This window comes from Limnohabitans sp. DM1 (assembly GCF_001269385.1).
In the GTDB taxonomy this organism is placed as follows: domain Bacteria; phylum Pseudomonadota; class Gammaproteobacteria; order Burkholderiales; family Burkholderiaceae_C; genus Limnohabitans_A.
The window spans coordinates 74017-89230 of sequence record NZ_CXOO01000011.1 but is presented as its reverse complement, the minus strand read 5'-3'; the positions used below and the strand labels follow the sequence as shown (position 1 = coordinate 89230).

Below are 15214 nucleotides of genomic sequence, written 5' to 3'. Positions count from 1 at the left end.
TGCCGCGCTTTTTTACTTGCAAACTCATGGTTCAGATCACTCTTCCCGACGGTTCATTGCGTGAATTTCCCGGTCCTGTGACCGTGGCTGACGTGGCCGCCTCCATTGGCGCTGGCTTGGCCAAAGCTGCTTTAGGCGGCAAAGTCAATGGCCAACTGGTGGACACCAGTTTCAGCATGTCGGCCAACGCCAACTTGGCCATCGTGACCGCCAAAGATCCTGAGGGTCTGGAACTGATCCGCCACTCAACGGCCCACTTGTTGGCCTATGCCGTCAAGGATTTGTTTCCTGAGGCGCAAGTCACCATTGGTCCCGTGATCGACAACGGTTTTTATTACGATTTTTCTTATTCCCGTCCGTTCACGCCAGACGACCTGGTCACCATCGAAAAACGCATGACCGAGCTGGCCAACAAGGATGAGCCTGTGGTGCGCCGAGTTCTGCCCCGCGATGAAGCTGTGACCTATTTCAAGGGTTTGGGTGAGCATTACAAGGCCGAAATCATTGCCAGCATTCCGGCCGATCAGGAAGTCAGCTTGTACCGCGAAGGCAATTTTGAGGACCTGTGCCGTGGCCCTCATGTGCCCAGTACAGGGAAACTCAAGCACTTCAAACTCATGAAAGTGGCTGGCGCTTACTGGCGCGGTGACAGCAAAAACGAAATGCTGCAGCGTGTCTACGGCACGGCTTGGGCCAGCAAGGATGATCTGCAACAGTACTTGGTGCGCCTGGAAGAAGCTGAAAAACGCGACCACCGCAAGCTGGGGCGCGAATTGGACTTGTTCCACATCGACGAGCATGCACCGGGTCTGGTGTTTTGGCACCCCAAAGGCTGGACCGTTTGGCAAACCATCGAGCAATACATGCGTCAGGTTTATCGTGACAACGGGTATCAAGAGGTCAAAGGCCCGCAGATCATCGACAAGAGCCTTTGGGAAAAGACGGGTCACTGGGACAAGTACCGTGACAACATGTTCACGACCGAGTCGGAAAAGCGCGATTACGCCCTCAAGCCGATGAATTGCCCAGGTCACATCCTGATTTTCAAGCAGGGTATCAAGAGCTACCGTGACTTGCCTTTGCGCTATGGCGAATTTGGCCAGTGTCACCGCAACGAGCCTTCGGGTGGCCTGCACGGCATCATGCGCGTGCGTGGTTTCACGCAGGATGATGGTCACATCTTCTGCACCGAAGACCAGATCTTGCCCGAGTGCGGTACCTTCACCAAGGTGCTCAAGAAGGTTTATTCCGACTTCGGTTTCACCGACATCCTCTACAAGGTCTCCACCCGTCCAGCCGCGCGCATCGGCTCTGACGAGCTGTGGGACAAGGCCGAAAAAGCCTTGATGGACAGCTTGCGTGCGTCAGGCTGCGAATTCGTGATTTCTGAAGGCGATGGTGCGTTTTACGGCCCCAAGATCGAATACACCCTCAAAGACGCCATTGGCCGAGAGTGGCAGTGCGGCACGATTCAGGTCGATTTCAACCTGTCCGAGCGTCTGGATGCGGAGTACGTGGCCGAAGACGGCTCGCGCCAGCGTCCTGTCATCCTGCACCGCGCCATCGTGGGCAGCATGGAACGCTTCATTGGTATTTTGGTCGAGCAGCATGCCGGTGCCTTGCCCACTTGGCTGGCACCTCTTCAGGTGTCGGTGCTCAACATCACCGATGCGCAGTCCGACTACTGTCGCGAAATTGCTGCAAAACTCCAAAAATCAGTGTCAAATCAAGGCCTTAGGGTCGAGTTGGACCTGCGCAACGAGAAAATCACGTATAAAATACGCGAGCATTCGTTGCAAAAGCTGCCTTACATCCTTGTCGCTGGCGACAAAGAAAAGGCAGCAGGTACCGTCGCAGTGCGCGCCCGAGGTAACAAAGACCTCGGTGTGATGTCGATCGATGCGTTCATTGAACTCATTGCTGCCGACATTGCTTCTAAAGCCTGAAGGTGTTTTTCGCCACAAGCTTTGGCCCGTGGGCACAAAGATGGATGGGCTGCTTGTTGCAGTTTTGTTCCGTAAAGGATTGAGTCATCGCTACCGAATTTCGTGATCGTCGCCAACGCGAAGAACGTAAACACCGTTTGAACCGTGAAATCATGGCCCCAGAGGTCCGTGTTTCCGGCCCTGAAAATGAGCCCATGGGCATTTTGTCACTGGCTGAAGCCTTGCGCTTGGCCGGCGAGATGGATGTGGACCTGGTTGAAATTGCCGCCACGGCCAACCCACCGGTTTGCCGTTTGATGGACTACGGCAAGTTCAAATACCAGGAGCAAAAGCGTGCGGCGGAAGCCAAAGCCAAGCAAACGGTCATTGACATCAAGGAAGTCAAATTCCGCCCAGGCACGGACGACGGTGATTACAACATCAAGATGCGCAACATCCGCCGGTTTTTGGCCGATGGCGACAAGTGCAAGATCACCTTGCGTTTCCGTGGTCGTGAAATCACGCACCAGGAACTGGGTCTGGCTTTGCTCAACCGCATCCGCGATGAGCTGGCTGACTCGATCATCGTGGAGCAGTTTCCCAAGTTGGAAGGCCGCCAGATGATCATGATGATCGCACCAGGCCGTAAAAAGCCTGCTGTGGGTGGCAAGGCTGCAGACGCGTCTGCACCGGCCGAATCGGCTTGACAAAGAATTTGACCGGCTTTCGGGCAGGTTGAGTCAAAAGCTGCCTTTGGGCGGCTTTTGTTAAAAGTGGCTCGGGGCCAACAAGGCTGCAAATTTTTTGCAGACGCCTCACGAGCACAATTAAAGGAGCATTCACATGCCCAAGATGAAGACCAAAAGCAGCGCTAAAAAGCGCTTCCGTGTTCGTCCAGGTGGAACCGTTAAACGCGGCCAAGCCTTCAAACGTCACATCCTGACCAAGAAGACCACCAAAAACAAGCGTCACCTTCGCGGTTCCGTGTCTGTGCATGAGACCAATATGGGTCACATCGCGCAAATGCTGCCCATGGCTGGCCTGTAATCACTGACGAACAAGGAGAATAAATATGCCTCGCGTTAAACGTGGTGTAACGGCACGCGCCCGTCACAAGAAAGTTTTGGCCCTTGCAAAAGGTTTCCGCGGTCGCCGCGGCAATGTCTTCCGCATCGCCAAACAGGCGGTGATGAAGGCCGGCCAATACGCCTACCGTGACCGCCGCACCAAAAAGCGTGTGTTCCGTCAGTTGTGGATTGCCCGTATCAACGCCGCTGCGCGTGAATGCGGTCTGACCTACAGCCAGTTCGCCAACGGCCTGAAAAAGGCTGCCATCGAAATCGACCGTAAGATGCTGGCGGACATCGCCGTGCACGACAAGGCCGCTTTTGCTGGCATCGTGAACCAAGTCAAAGCCAAACTGGCCGCAGCTTGAGTCCATGAGTGACATGGGCCCTCGGGCCTGTGCCACGCACTCGATCAAAGGGATTGAGGCTCGCAAAAGCTTCAATCCCTTTTTTGTTCTTTCTCACACAGATCACCGATCTCCCACACCATGAACGAGCTGGACACCCTGGTCGAATCCGCCCGCCAGAGTTTTGTGCAGGCACTGACACCTGCAGACCTCGAAAACGCCAAAGCCCAGTTTTTGGGCAAAGCCGGTCGCATCACCGAGTTGATGAAGGGCATGGCCGCTCTGAGCGTGGAAGATAAGAAAACCCGAGGCGCCGCCATCAACCTCGCCAAGCAGGCGATCGAGGCGGCCTTGAATGACCGCCGCCAAGCCCTGGCTGATGCTGAGTTGCAAGCGCAACTCAAGGCCGAAGCGCTGGATGTGTCGCTGCCTGGCCGCAGCGCCAATGTCGGTGGTTTGCACCCTGTCTCGCTGACGCTGGAGCGGGTCGAGAATATTTTTGGCTCCATGGGTTTTGAGGTGGCCCAAGGCCCCGAGATCGAGACCGATTGGTTCAACTTCACCGCGCTCAACACGCCCGAAGACCATCCCGCGCGATCCATGCATGACACTTTTTATGTCGAAGGTGGTCATTTGCTGCGCACGCACACCAGCCCCATGCAGATTCGCCATGCGGTGCAGCACGTCAAGCGTTACCGCAACCAGCTCGATGCTGGCCAAGGGATGCCCGAGATCCGCGTGATTGCTCCCGGGCGTACCTACCGCGTTGACTCCGACGCCACCCATTCGCCCATGTTCCACCAGTGCGAAGGCTTGTGGATTGGCGAGAACGTGAGCTTCAAGGACCTCAAGGTCGTGGTCACCGATTTTTGCCGCACCTTTTTTGAGAGCGACGACTTGGTGCTGCGCTTTCGCCCGAGTTTCTTCCCGTTCACCGAGCCCAGCGCTGAGATTGACATCCAGTTCCAAAGCGGCCCGCTGGCCGGTCGCTGGCTTGAAGTGGGCGGCTCCGGTCAAGTGCACCCGAACGTGGTGCGCAACATGGGCCTGGACCCCGAGCAGTTCATTGGTTTTGCCTTTGGCATGGGCATGGACCGTTTCACCATGCTGCGCTACGGCGTGAACGACCTGCGCCTGTTCTTTGACGGCGATGTGCGCTTTCTGAGCCAGTTCCAGTAATTCCCTTCCAAGTCCGAGACACGCGACATGCAATTTCCTGAATCCTGGTTGCGCGAGTTCTGCAACCCGCCCCTGACGACCCAGCAACTGGCCGATACCTTGACCATGGCCGGCCTTGAAGTGGAAGAGCTCGAGCCCGTGGCCCCACCCTTCACAAAGATCGTGGTCGGCGAAATCAAGGAAGCCGTGCAGCACCCCAACGCCGACCGCCTGCGCGTGTGCCAGGTGGACGTGGGGCAGGGCAGTCTGCTGAACATCGTCTGTGGTGCGCCCAATGCCCGCGTGGGTATCCGCGTGCCTTGCGCCATGGTCGGCGCCGAGTTGCCGCCTGGCGAAGACGGCAAGCCTTTCCAGATCAAAGTGGGCAAGCTGCGTGGTGTGGAGAGCCACGGCATGCTGTGTTCAGCCAAAGAACTGCGAATCGCCGACGACCATGGCGGTTTGTTGGAGCTGCCCGCTGACGCTCCTCTGGGCCAGGACATCCGCCAGTACCTGAATCTGGACGACACCCTGATGACGCTCAAGCTCACGCCCAATCTGGCGCATTGCTTGAGTGTTTACGGCATTGCCCGAGAAGTGTCGGCCCTGACCGGCGCGCCTTTGAAGGCCCCGACTTTCCCGGCTGTGGCCGCGCAGATCAGCGACAAGCTGGCCGTGAATGTGAAGGCCCCCGAGCTGTGCGGTCGCTTCAGCGGTCGCGTTGTGAGGGGCGTGAACACGAAGGCGCAAACTCCGCAGTGGATGGTCGACCGCCTGGCCCGTTGCGGTCAGCGCAGCGTGAGCCCGTTGGTGGACATCTCCAACTACGTGATGTTCGAGTTCGGTCGTCCCTCGCACATTTTTGACCTCGACAAGATCCACGGCGGCTTGCAGGTGCGCTGGGGCCAGCCCGGTGAGTCGCTCAAGCTGCTCAATGGCAACACCGTGACCGTGGACGACAAGGTGGGTGTGATCGCCGATGACAGCCAGGTCGAATCGCTGGCCGGCATCATGGGCGGTGACGCCACCGCCGTGTCCGACGACACCCAAAATATCTACATCGAAGCGGCCTTCTGGTGGCCCACCTCGATTGCTGGCCGCTCGCGCCGCTACAACTTCTCGACCGATGCAGGCCACCGTTTCGAGCGCGGTGTGGACCCGCAGCTGACGGTGGAGCACATCGAGCGCATCACCCAGCTGGTGCTGGACATTTGCGGCACCCCTGAGACAAAGGTCGGCCCCATCGATGACCAAACTTTGAACTTGCCCGCCATCACGCCAGTGACCCTGCGCGTGGCCCGTGCGGTCAAGGTGATTGGCATGCCTTTGACCCAGCAGCAGTGCGCCGACGCTTTGCGCGGCTTGGGCTTGCAAGTGGCTGAAGGCGAGGGCACCGTCACCGTCACACCGCCCAGCTTCCGGTTCGATTTGCAGATTGAAGAAGACCTGATCGAGGAAGTGGCCCGCATGGTGGGTTACAACAACCTGCCCACGAACCCGCCTCTGGCCCCCATCACCGCCAAGGTGCGCCCAGAGACCGAGCGCAGCCCATCGGCTGTACGCCGTGCCATTGCCGCTTTGGGTTATCAGGAAACCATCAACTACAGCTTCGTCGAAGAAGCGTGGGAAAAAGACTTGGCGGGCAACGCCCACCCGATCCGCTTGCTCAACCCCATTGCCAGCCAGATGAGCGTGATGCGCTCGAGCCTGATCGGCTCACTGCTGCAGGTGGTCAAGTTCAACGCTGACCGCAAGGCTGACCGCGTGCGCGTGTTCGAGCTGGGCCGCGTGTTCCTGCGTGATGCTGCCGTGCAAAGCACCGACACCACCGTGGAGGGGTTCGAGCAGCCCATGCGCGTGGCCGGCATGGCCTGGGGCCCAGTGGAGCCCTTGGGTTGGCAGGGCAAGTCCCGCAATGTCGATTTTTACGACGTCAAGGCCGATGTGGAGAAATTGCTGGCCCCGCGCAAGGCGGAGTTTGCGGCCGCTGAACACCCCGCCATGCACCCGGGCCGCTCGGCCCAGGTGTTGCTTGATGGCGTGGTGATTGGCCATGTGGGTGAGCTGCACCCTCGCTGGCGACAGGCTTGGGAGTTGAGCAGTGCGCCCGTGGTGTTTGAGTTGTCACTGGACGCCGTCACGGCCAGAAAAGTGCCAGTGGCTCAAGCGGTGGCCAAACACCAGTCGGTGGAGCGAGACATCGCGGTCATCGTGAACGAGCACGTCACGCACGGCCAATTGATGGCGGCCATCCATGCGGCACCCACCCAGGGTTTGCTGCGCGATGCGGTATTGTTTGACATTTACCGCCCCAAAACCGAGTCGACCGGCGGCTTGGCTGTGGGTGAAAAGAGCTTGGCGGTTCGCTTGAGTTTGCACAGCGACGAAGCTACCTTGACCGATACCCAGATTGAGACGGCCATGGCGGCTGTGATAGAGAAGCTTGGCGTCGAGGTTGCCGCTCGGCTGCGCGGCTGATGCGTCTTCATACCAACTTGGAACGCGCTCATGCAAATCAGCTTTGAATCTCTGGAAACCCCGGCGCTGACCAAGGCGCAATTGGCCGATTTGCTGTTTGACCAGATTGGCTTGAACAAGCGCGAGTCCAAAGACATGGTGGATGCCTTTTTTGACTTGGTGGTCGAGAACCTGATCTCAGGTGAGGATGTGAAAATTTCTGGTTTTGGCAATTTTCAGATTCGCACCAAGGCAGCCCGTCCGGGACGCAACCCCCGGACGGGAGAATTGATTCCTATTGATGCACGTCGTGTGGCGACCTTCCATGCCAGTCATAAACTAAAGGCCTTGATTCAGGGCGACGCCGTTGACGGGGATGATGTGACGGAGTTGGGCAAGTCCTGAATATCCATTCACAGGAGTTGCGTCATGTTGTTCAAATTCAAATCACAAGCCACCAGCGACCTCATCATGCTGGAGGACGATGCCCGCAGGCTGCTCAAGATCATGCTGGGTGATGATCCTGTCAAGGGCATTGTGCTGGCCCAAAACCTGGCGGGAGTGATCGCAACGCTGGAGGCTGCTGTGGCACAGGACGAGGCCACACGACAGTCACGTTCTGAAAAGGCGCAGGCAGGTGTTGCCCCGGCAGATGACACGCCAGAGGGGCAACTTGACCCCGTTCGTCTGGCGCAAAGAGCACGCCCCATGATCAATATGCTGGAGCGTTGCCGAGCTCAAGACGTGGATATGGTCTGGGGTGTTTGAAGCGCTCTGACGGTAGGGCGCAGGCTTTCGCCTCAGCGCTTGAACGCATCCCCCCTTAGTTTGTAGCCCGCCTTGATTTGCCGTTTTGCAAACCAGCCCTCGTTCATTTCCAGCACAAAGCGCACGGGCTTGGCCGAGCAATGCGAATCGTCGCTTTGGGGCTTCATATCGGCCAAATTGACAATTGTGCCGTCATCGTCCACGAAGGCGGCTGTCAAGGGAATCAGGGTGTTGCGCATCCAAAAACACTGCGTGGCGGGCTGTTCAAACACGAACAACATGCCCTCGTGCTGGGGCATGTCCTTGCGTGACATGAGTCCAATTTGGCGTTGCTCGGGCGTTTGTGCCAATTGCACGTCTAGCACATGCATACCTGCGCTCAATTTGGTGCGGGGCAATTGAAGTTGCGGTGCGGGCTGCGCCAGGCTGTGCAGGGCGCTCATCAAACAGGCTGATGTGATCAGTCGGGCGCCCAGTTGGCGAAAGGTCCGCGTCGTGAAAATTTTGCTCGGGGTCATGGTGAAATCATTGCTCGCGCTGGCGATAAGCCCTCAAGCATAAGGGCAAGCGGTCATGATGATCTTGCCCAGACCCGCCGGGATAATCAGGAAGCGGGGCCGGGATCTTCATTGGACAAGGTTGACTCGGTTTGCTCGGCGGCGTTTTCAGCCCGGATATTCACGGCCATGAGGCCTTTGTTGCCCTCTGCGAGCTCAAAAGTCACCCGGGCGCCTTCCTTGAGGCTTTTGTAGCCGTCAGCCTGTATGGCTGAAAAATGAGCAAAAGCATCGGCTCCGCCGCCGTCAGGCTCGATGAATCCGAAACCTTTGGCATCGTTGAACCACTTGACCGTACCGCTGGGCATGCGATGTCTCCGTTATTGATTGACATTCATTTGAGGCGGGCTTGTTGTTTTTGTCAATGTGAGGTTTTCCCCGAGATCACGGGGTTTTCACGCAGGCCGGAAAAGTCTTTTATGACCGTTGTCCAAAAGGGGTTCAAAGCCTCTATAGAATGAATTCATGGCAACGAAAAAACCTGCAAACCCAACGCTGCCGCCAGTGACGCCCCGCACCCCGGATGGGGGCGATGCTGTCGTGCTCGAGCGCCGTGCTCAAAAAATTCAGCCACCTCAGATGTATCAGGTGGCCATGCTCAACGATGACTTCACCCCCATGGAGTTCGTGGTCATGGTCATCCAGGAATTTTTTGGCAAAGACCGCGAGGCGGCCACCCAGATCATGCTCAAGATCCATTTGGACGGCAAAGGCGTCTGTGGGGTCTATTCCCGCGACGTGGCGGCCACCAAGGTGGACCAGGTGCTGGATGCGGCCCGACAAGCCGGGCACCCGTTGCAATGTGTCAGCGAGCCCATTGAATAGTGGGCAAACTACCCCACATCGTTTTTATCTCTCACGCAAGGCAAAAGGAAATCACATGATTGCCCAGGAATTGGAAGTCAGTTTGCACATGGCCTTTGTTGAGGCCCGACAGCAGCGCCACGAGTTCATCACAGTTGAGCACCTGCTCCTAGCATTGCTGGACAACCCCAGTGCGGCTGAAGTGTTGCGCGCTTGCGCCGCCAACATCGATGATTTGCGCAAGGCCTTGAGCAACTTCATCAAGGACAACACCCCGCAGGTGGCCGGCACCGAAGAGGTGGACACGCAACCCACGCTGGGCTTTCAGCGCGTGATTCAGCGCGCCATCATGCATGTGCAGTCCACCGGCAGTGGTAAAAAAGAGGTGACCGGCGCCAACGTGCTGGTGGCCATCTTTGGCGAAAAAGACTCGCACGCTGTGTATTACCTGCACCAGCAAGGCATCACGCGGCTGGACGTGGTCAACTTCATTGCCCACGGCATCCGCAAGAGCGACCCGCCAGAAGCGGCCAAATCGGCTGAGAACCCCGCCAGCAGCGAAAGTGAAGAAGGCGGGCAAGGTGGTGAGCGCAGTGAAAAAGCCTCACCTCTGGAGCAATACACCAACAACCTGAACCAAGCGGCCAAAGAAGGCAAGATCGATCCCCTGATCGGGCGCGAGTACGAGGTGGAGCGCACGATTCAGATTCTGTGCCGCCGTCGCAAGAACAACCCGCTGCTGGTGGGGGAGGCCGGTGTGGGTAAAACTGCAATTGCAGAAGGCTTGGCCTGGCGCATCACCCAAGGCACTGTGCCCGACATCCTGACCGAAGCCACGGTGTATTCGCTGGATATGGGGGCCTTGCTGGCGGGCACCAAATACCGTGGCGACTTTGAGCAGCGCCTCAAGGGCGTGCTCAAGTCACTCAAGGACAAGCCGCACGCCATCCTGTTCATCGACGAAATCCACACCTTGATCGGTGCGGGTGCGGCCTCGGGCGGTACGCTCGACGCCTCCAACTTGCTCAAGCCTGCCCTGTCCAGCGGTCAGCTCAAGTGCATTGGTGCAACGACTTTCACCGAGTACCGAGGTATCTTCGAAAAGGACGCGGCCCTCTCGCGTCGTTTCCAGAAAGTGGACGTGGTCGAACCGACGGTGACCGAGACCGTGGACATCCTCAAAGGCCTCAAGAGCCGTTTTGAAGATCACCACAGCGTCAAATACACGATCGCTGCCTTGCAGGCCGCTGCCGAGCTGTCGGCCAAGTTCATCAATGACCGGCAGTTGCCCGACAAGGCGATTGATGTCATCGACGAAGCCGGTGCTGCGCAGCGGATTCAGGTCGCATCCAAACGCAAAAAAACCATTGGCAAGGCAGAGATCGAAGACATCGTTGCCAAGATTGCACGCATTCCTCCGGCCAACGTGTCCAACGACGACCGCAGCAAGCTGCAGACCATCGAGCGCGACCTCAAGTCGGTGGTGTTCGGTCAGGACAAAGCGCTCGAAGTACTCTCGTCTGCTGTCAAGATGGCGCGTTCGGGCTTGGGTAAAACCGACAAGCCCATTGGCTCCTTCCTGTTCTCGGGCCCCACGGGCGTGGGCAAGACCGAGGCGGCCAAGCAACTGGCCTACATCATGGGCATTGAGTTGATCCGCTTTGACATGTCCGAGTACATGGAGCAACACGCTGTGAGCCGCCTGATCGGCGCGCCTCCGGGCTATGTGGGTTTTGACCAAGGTGGCCTGTTGACCGAAGCGGTGACCAAAAAGCCGCATTGCGTGCTGCTGCTCGACGAAATCGAAAAGGCGCACCCCGCGATCTTCAACGTGTTGTTGCAGGTCATGGACCACGGCACGCTGACCGACAACAACGGGCGCAAGGCCGACTTCCGCAACGTCATCATCGTCATGACGACCAACGCGGGCGCGGAGACCATGAACAAGGCCACCATAGGTTTCACAAACCCGCGCCAGGCGGGCGACGAGATGGGCGACATCAAGCGCCTGTTCACCCCCGAGTTCCGCAACCGCCTGGACGCCATCGTCAGCTTCAAGCCGCTCGATGAGCAGATCATCTTGCGTGTGGTCGACAAGTTCTTGCTGCAATTGGAGCAGCAATTGGGTGAAAAGAAGGTGGACGTCACCTTCACCGACAAGCTGCGCAAGCACCTGGCCAAGAAGGGCTTCGACCCGCTCATGGGCGCACGCCCCATGCAGCGCCTGATCCAGGACACCATCCGTAAGGCCTTGGCCGACGAATTGCTGTTTGGTCGCCTGACCGAAGGCGGGCGTCTGATGGTGGACATCGACGACAAGGACGAGGTCTTGCTGGACATCACGCCCAACCCGAAAAAGGACAGCCGCTCTTCGCGTTCGGAGCCCGCCGAGCCCGAAGAGGCCACAGCGGGCTAAGTTCCGTGAATCCATGGCCCCGCTCCCCGTTTCTGGGGTAGGGGCACAAAAAAAGGCCCGTCAGGGCCTTTTTTGGTGGGATGCAGCCGATACGCTTATCTGCGCCGACTTCCCCCCAGCAAGCTGCCCAGTACGCCGCGCACGATTTCCCGGCCAATGGCCGAGCCTGCGGTGCGCACGGCACTTTTGACCACCATTTGCGCCACACCGTCTCGTTGTCCACCCCGGGGGCCGGTGCTGCCAAACAGCATTTCTGTCAGGCTCCCCATCAGGCCGCCGCTGGCTGATTCGGCAGCCCCCGGTGCCTGACCTGGCAAGGGGCTGGCGGCGCTGGCTTGGCCGGATGCAGCGGCCTGGCCCTTGAGTTTTTCGTAAGCCGACTCCCGGTCCTGTGCTTGTTCGTAAACCCCGGCCACCAAAGAGCCCTGAACCAGCGCCTGCCGCTGGGCGGGGGTGATGGGGCCCAGCTGGCTGCCCGGGGGCAGCACAAACACGCGTTCGGTCTCGCAGGGGCGGCCCTTGGCGTCCAGAAAACTCACCAGGGCCTCGCCCACGGCCAGTTCGGTGATGGCCGCTTCGATGTCCAGGCCTGCCTTGGGGCGCATGGTTTGCGCGGTGGACTTCACGGCTTTTTGGTCGCGCGGTGTGTAGGCACGCAGGGCGTGTTGCACCCGGTTGCCCAACTGGCCCAGCACGCTGTCGGGGATGTCCAGCGGGTTTTGCGTGACGAAGTACACCCCCACGCCCTTGGAGCGCACCAGGCGCACCACCAGCTCGATGCGCTCGACCAGGACCGCAGGCGCGTCCTTGAACAGCAGGTGCGCCTCGTCAAAAAAGAAGACCAGTTTGGGTTTGACCGGGTCGCCGATTTCGGGCAGCACCTCGAACAACTCCGACAGCATCCACAACAAAAAAGTGGCGTACAGGCGCGGCGAGTTCATGAGCTTGTCGGCCGCCAGGATGTTCACCACACCCTGGCCCTGTGCGTCGGTCTGCATGAAGTCTTCAATGTTGAGCATGGGCTCGCCAAAGAACTGGTCACCGCCCTGGGTCTCAATTTGAACCAGGCCGCGCTGGATGGCCCCGATGCTGGCGGCGCTGATGTTGCCGTATTCGGTGGTGAACTGTTTGGCGTTGTCCCCCACGTACTGCAGCATGGCCCTCAGGTCTTTCATGTCCAGCAGCAGCAAACCGTTGTCGTCGGCAATCTTGAACACCAGGTTCAGCACCCCGGCCTGGGTGTCGTTCAGGCCCAGCATGCGGGTCAGCAACAAGGGCCCCATGTCGGAGATGGTGGCGCGCACCGGGTGGCCTTGCTCGCCAAACACGTCCCACAAAGTGGTGGGGCAGGCCAGGGGCTCAGGCAGCGCAAGTCCACGGTCTTGCAGCACGGCGGCCAGTTTGTCGCCGATCTTGCCCGCTTGGCTGACCCCGGTCAGATCGCCTTTGACGTCGGCCATGAAGACCGGCACGCCCAGGCGCGAAAAACTTTCAGCCAGCGTTTGCAGCGTGACGGTTTTGCCCGTACCGGTGGCCCCCGTGATCAGGCCGTGGCGGTTGGCCAGGCCAGGCAAGAGTTCGCAGAGCGCGTGCTTGTTTTTTGCAATCAGCATGGGTTCAGACATGAAAATAGGTTCCCTGGCTTCAAAAGTAAAATCGAGCCTATAGGTTAAATCAACAATCAAGGAATTCCCGATGGCTGGCCACAGTAAATGGGCAAATATTCAGCACCGCAAGGGCAGGCAAGACGAAAAAAGACAACGTATTTGGACCCGCGTGGTTCGGGAAATCATGGTGGCCGCCCGCACGGGCGGCGGTGATGTCAGCGCCAATCCACGTTTGCGCCTGGCCATCGAAAAGGCCAAAGCGGCCAACATGCCGGCAGACACCATCAAGCGCAACGTGGACAAGGCCACCGGCAACCTCGAAGGTGTGAGCTACGAAGAAATCCGTTACGAAGGCTACGGCATCGGCGGCGCGGCCGTCATTGTCGACACCATGACCGACAACCGGGTGCGTACCGTGGCCGAAATGCGCCATGCCTTCAGCAAGCATGGCGGCAACCTGGGCACAGAGGGCTCGGTAGCGTTTCAGTTTAAAAACTGCGGTCAGTTGATTTTTGCCCCGGGCACCGACGAAGACAAAGTGATGGAAGTGGCTCTGGAGGCGGGCGCCGAAGATGTGATCACCGATGAGGTGGGCGCCATTGAGGTCCTGACGGCGCCTGCCGACTTTGAGGCCGTGAAAAACGCCCTGGAAACTGCTGGCTTGGTGGCCGACATGGCCGAGGTGACGATGCGCGCTGAAAACACCATCACCCTGACGGGGGAAGATGCTGCAAAAATGCAAAAACTGCTGGATATTTTGGAAGATCTGGATGACGTGCAAAACGTCTTTCACAACGCCGACATTGAAGAATAAGGACATCGGATGAAAGTATTGGTGGTCGGCAATGGTGGCCGTGAACATGCCATGGCCTGGAAATTGGCCCAGTCTCCCCGCGTGCAGCAGGTGTATGTGGCCCCCGGTAACGGCGGCACTGCCCGCGATGCCATGCTGCACAACCTCCCCATCACGGACATTACACAGCTGCGGCAATGGGCGCTGGACAACCAGATTGGTTTGACCGTGGTGGGTCCCGAGGCTCCCTTGGCCGTAGGCATCGTGGATGATTTCCGTGCGCATGGGTTGCGCATTTTTGGTCCTACGCAAAAGGCGGCGCAGCTGGAAAGCTCCAAGGCCTTTTCCAAGGCCTTCATGGCCCGCCACCAGATTCCCACGGCTGAGTTTGACACCTTCACCGATGCGGCCCTGGCCCACGCCTATGTGGAGCGCAAAGGCGCGCCCATCGTGGTCAAGGCCGACGGACTGGCTGCAGGCAAAGGTGTGGTGGTGGCCATGACCTTGGCCGAGGCGCATGAGGCGATTGACTTCATGCTGCTGGACAATACCTTGGGCGTGGCGCACAACGAGGGCGGCGCACGGGTGGTGATTGAAGAGTTTTTGCAAGGCGAAGAGGCCAGCTTTATTGTGATCTGCGATGGCCAGAACGTGGCGGCCATGGCCACCAGCCAGGACCACAAACGCTTGCTGGATGCAGATCGGGGCCCCAACACGGGCGGCATGGGGGCTTATTCGCCCGCGCCGGTGGTCACAGCCGAAGTGCACGCCCGCGCCATGCGCGAGGTGATCCTGCCCACCATCCGGGGCATGGAAAAAGACGGCATTCCCTACACCGGCTTTTTGTATGCCGGGCTGATGATTGACGAGCAGGGCCGCCCCAAAACGCTGGAGTTCAACTGCCGCATGGGCGACCCCGAAACCCAGCCGATCCTGATGCGTTTGAAGACCGACTTCCTGGAAGTCATGCTGGCCGCTACCTCGTCGGGGCTGGACAGGATCAACATGGAGTGGGACCGCCGTGTGGCGCTGGGTGTGGTGATGGCTGCTGCAGGCTATCCCATGAATCCCCGCAAAGGCGATGTCATCAACGGCCTGCCCAAGGATGCCGACGATGCCATTGTCTTTCATGCGGGCACCACGGCGGTAGATGGCAAAACGCTCACGTCGGGTGGCCGCGTGCTGTGCGTCACAGCGCTGGCCGATTCGGTGCGTCTGGCCCAGCAAAAAGCCTACGAAACGCTGGAAGCCATTGGTTTTGACGGCATGCAGTACCGCAAGGACATCGGCTACCGTGCCATCAAACATTGAGCCA

15 protein-coding genes are annotated in these 15214 nt (G+C 58.8%); 12 read left to right on the top strand and 3 right to left on the bottom strand.

Going from position 1 to position 15214, the window contains the following annotated elements:
• Window positions 1-26 precede the first annotated feature (26 nt).
• The 8 genes from thrS to AMM33_RS03595 all read left to right on the top strand — a co-directional run bounded on the left by thrS (window position 27) and on the right by AMM33_RS03595 (window position 7722).
• A complete protein-coding gene (gene thrS / locus AMM33_RS03630) occupies window positions 27-1946 on the top strand; it encodes a threonine--tRNA ligase (RefSeq protein ID WP_090139196.1) in 1920 nt (639 codons plus the stop codon).
• Window positions 1947-2032: 86 nt separating this feature from the next.
• A complete protein-coding gene (gene infC / locus AMM33_RS03625; protein ID WP_090138924.1) occupies window positions 2033-2632 on the top strand; it encodes a translation initiation factor IF-3 in 600 nt (199 codons plus the stop codon).
• Between the two features lie 136 nt (window positions 2633-2768).
• On the top strand, window positions 2769-2972 hold the full coding sequence (rpmI, locus tag AMM33_RS03620; RefSeq protein WP_026039701.1) for a 50S ribosomal protein L35: 204 nt from the start codon (window positions 2769-2771) through the stop codon (window positions 2970-2972).
• 25 nt (window positions 2973-2997) lie between these two features.
• The gene (gene rplT / locus AMM33_RS03615; protein ID WP_026036460.1) at window positions 2998-3360 is read left to right on the top strand and encodes a 50S ribosomal protein L20; all 363 of its coding nucleotides are present in this window, start codon (window positions 2998-3000) and stop codon (window positions 3358-3360) included.
• A 120-nt stretch (window positions 3361-3480) separates the two neighbouring features.
• Window positions 3481-4518: a phenylalanine--tRNA ligase subunit alpha gene (pheS, locus tag AMM33_RS03610; protein ID WP_090138921.1), complete on the top strand. Its 1038-nt coding sequence runs from the start codon at window positions 3481-3483 to the stop codon at window positions 4516-4518.
• A 27-nt stretch (window positions 4519-4545) separates the two neighbouring features.
• A complete protein-coding gene (pheT, locus tag AMM33_RS03605) occupies window positions 4546-6975 on the top strand; it encodes a phenylalanine--tRNA ligase subunit beta (RefSeq protein ID WP_090138919.1) in 2430 nt (809 codons plus the stop codon).
• Between the two features lie 30 nt (window positions 6976-7005).
• Window positions 7006-7359 (top strand): integration host factor subunit alpha, encoded by a 354-nt coding sequence (locus AMM33_RS03600; RefSeq protein ID WP_090138918.1) that lies wholly within the window; start codon window positions 7006-7008, stop codon window positions 7357-7359.
• Between the two features lie 24 nt (window positions 7360-7383).
• Window positions 7384-7722: a DUF1840 domain-containing protein gene (locus AMM33_RS03595; protein WP_090138916.1), complete on the top strand. Its 339-nt coding sequence runs from the start codon at window positions 7384-7386 to the stop codon at window positions 7720-7722.
• A gap of 32 nt (window positions 7723-7754) precedes the next feature.
• Here AMM33_RS03595 and AMM33_RS03590 read toward each other — a convergent pair whose 3' ends face one another.
• Entirely contained in the window at window positions 7755-8165 is a 411-nt protein-coding gene (locus AMM33_RS03590; RefSeq protein WP_228767942.1) for a DUF192 domain-containing protein, read from the bottom strand.
• 161 nt (window positions 8166-8326) lie between these two features.
• Entirely contained in the window at window positions 8327-8587 is a 261-nt protein-coding gene (locus AMM33_RS03585) for a cold-shock protein (RefSeq protein WP_090138913.1), read from the bottom strand.
• Window positions 8588-8744: 157 nt separating this feature from the next.
• On the opposite strand from AMM33_RS03585, the gene clpS reads away from it, so the two are divergent.
• Together clpS and clpA are read left to right on the top strand one after the other, a co-directional pair.
• Entirely contained in the window at window positions 8745-9104 is a 360-nt protein-coding gene (clpS, locus tag AMM33_RS03580) for an ATP-dependent Clp protease adapter ClpS (protein ID WP_090138911.1), read from the top strand.
• A gap of 55 nt (window positions 9105-9159) precedes the next feature.
• The gene (gene clpA / locus AMM33_RS03575; protein ID WP_090138908.1) at window positions 9160-11499 is read left to right on the top strand and encodes an ATP-dependent Clp protease ATP-binding subunit ClpA; all 2340 of its coding nucleotides are present in this window, start codon (window positions 9160-9162) and stop codon (window positions 11497-11499) included.
• A gap of 95 nt (window positions 11500-11594) precedes the next feature.
• Here clpA and AMM33_RS03570 read toward each other — a convergent pair whose 3' ends face one another.
• Window positions 11595-13124, bottom strand: coding sequence for a helicase HerA-like C-terminal domain-containing protein (locus AMM33_RS03570; RefSeq protein ID WP_090138904.1), 1530 nt, complete (start codon window positions 13122-13124; stop codon window positions 11595-11597).
• Between the two features lie 70 nt (window positions 13125-13194).
• Here AMM33_RS03570 and AMM33_RS03565 point away from each other — a divergent pair, with 70 nt between their 5' ends.
• A complete protein-coding gene (locus AMM33_RS03565; RefSeq protein WP_090138903.1) occupies window positions 13195-13920 on the top strand; it encodes a YebC/PmpR family DNA-binding transcriptional regulator in 726 nt (241 codons plus the stop codon).
• Between the two features lie 9 nt (window positions 13921-13929).
• Window positions 13930-15210 (top strand): phosphoribosylamine--glycine ligase, encoded by a 1281-nt coding sequence (gene purD, locus AMM33_RS03560; protein WP_090138901.1) that lies wholly within the window; start codon window positions 13930-13932, stop codon window positions 15208-15210.
• The last annotated feature ends 4 nt before the right edge of the window (window positions 15211-15214 follow it).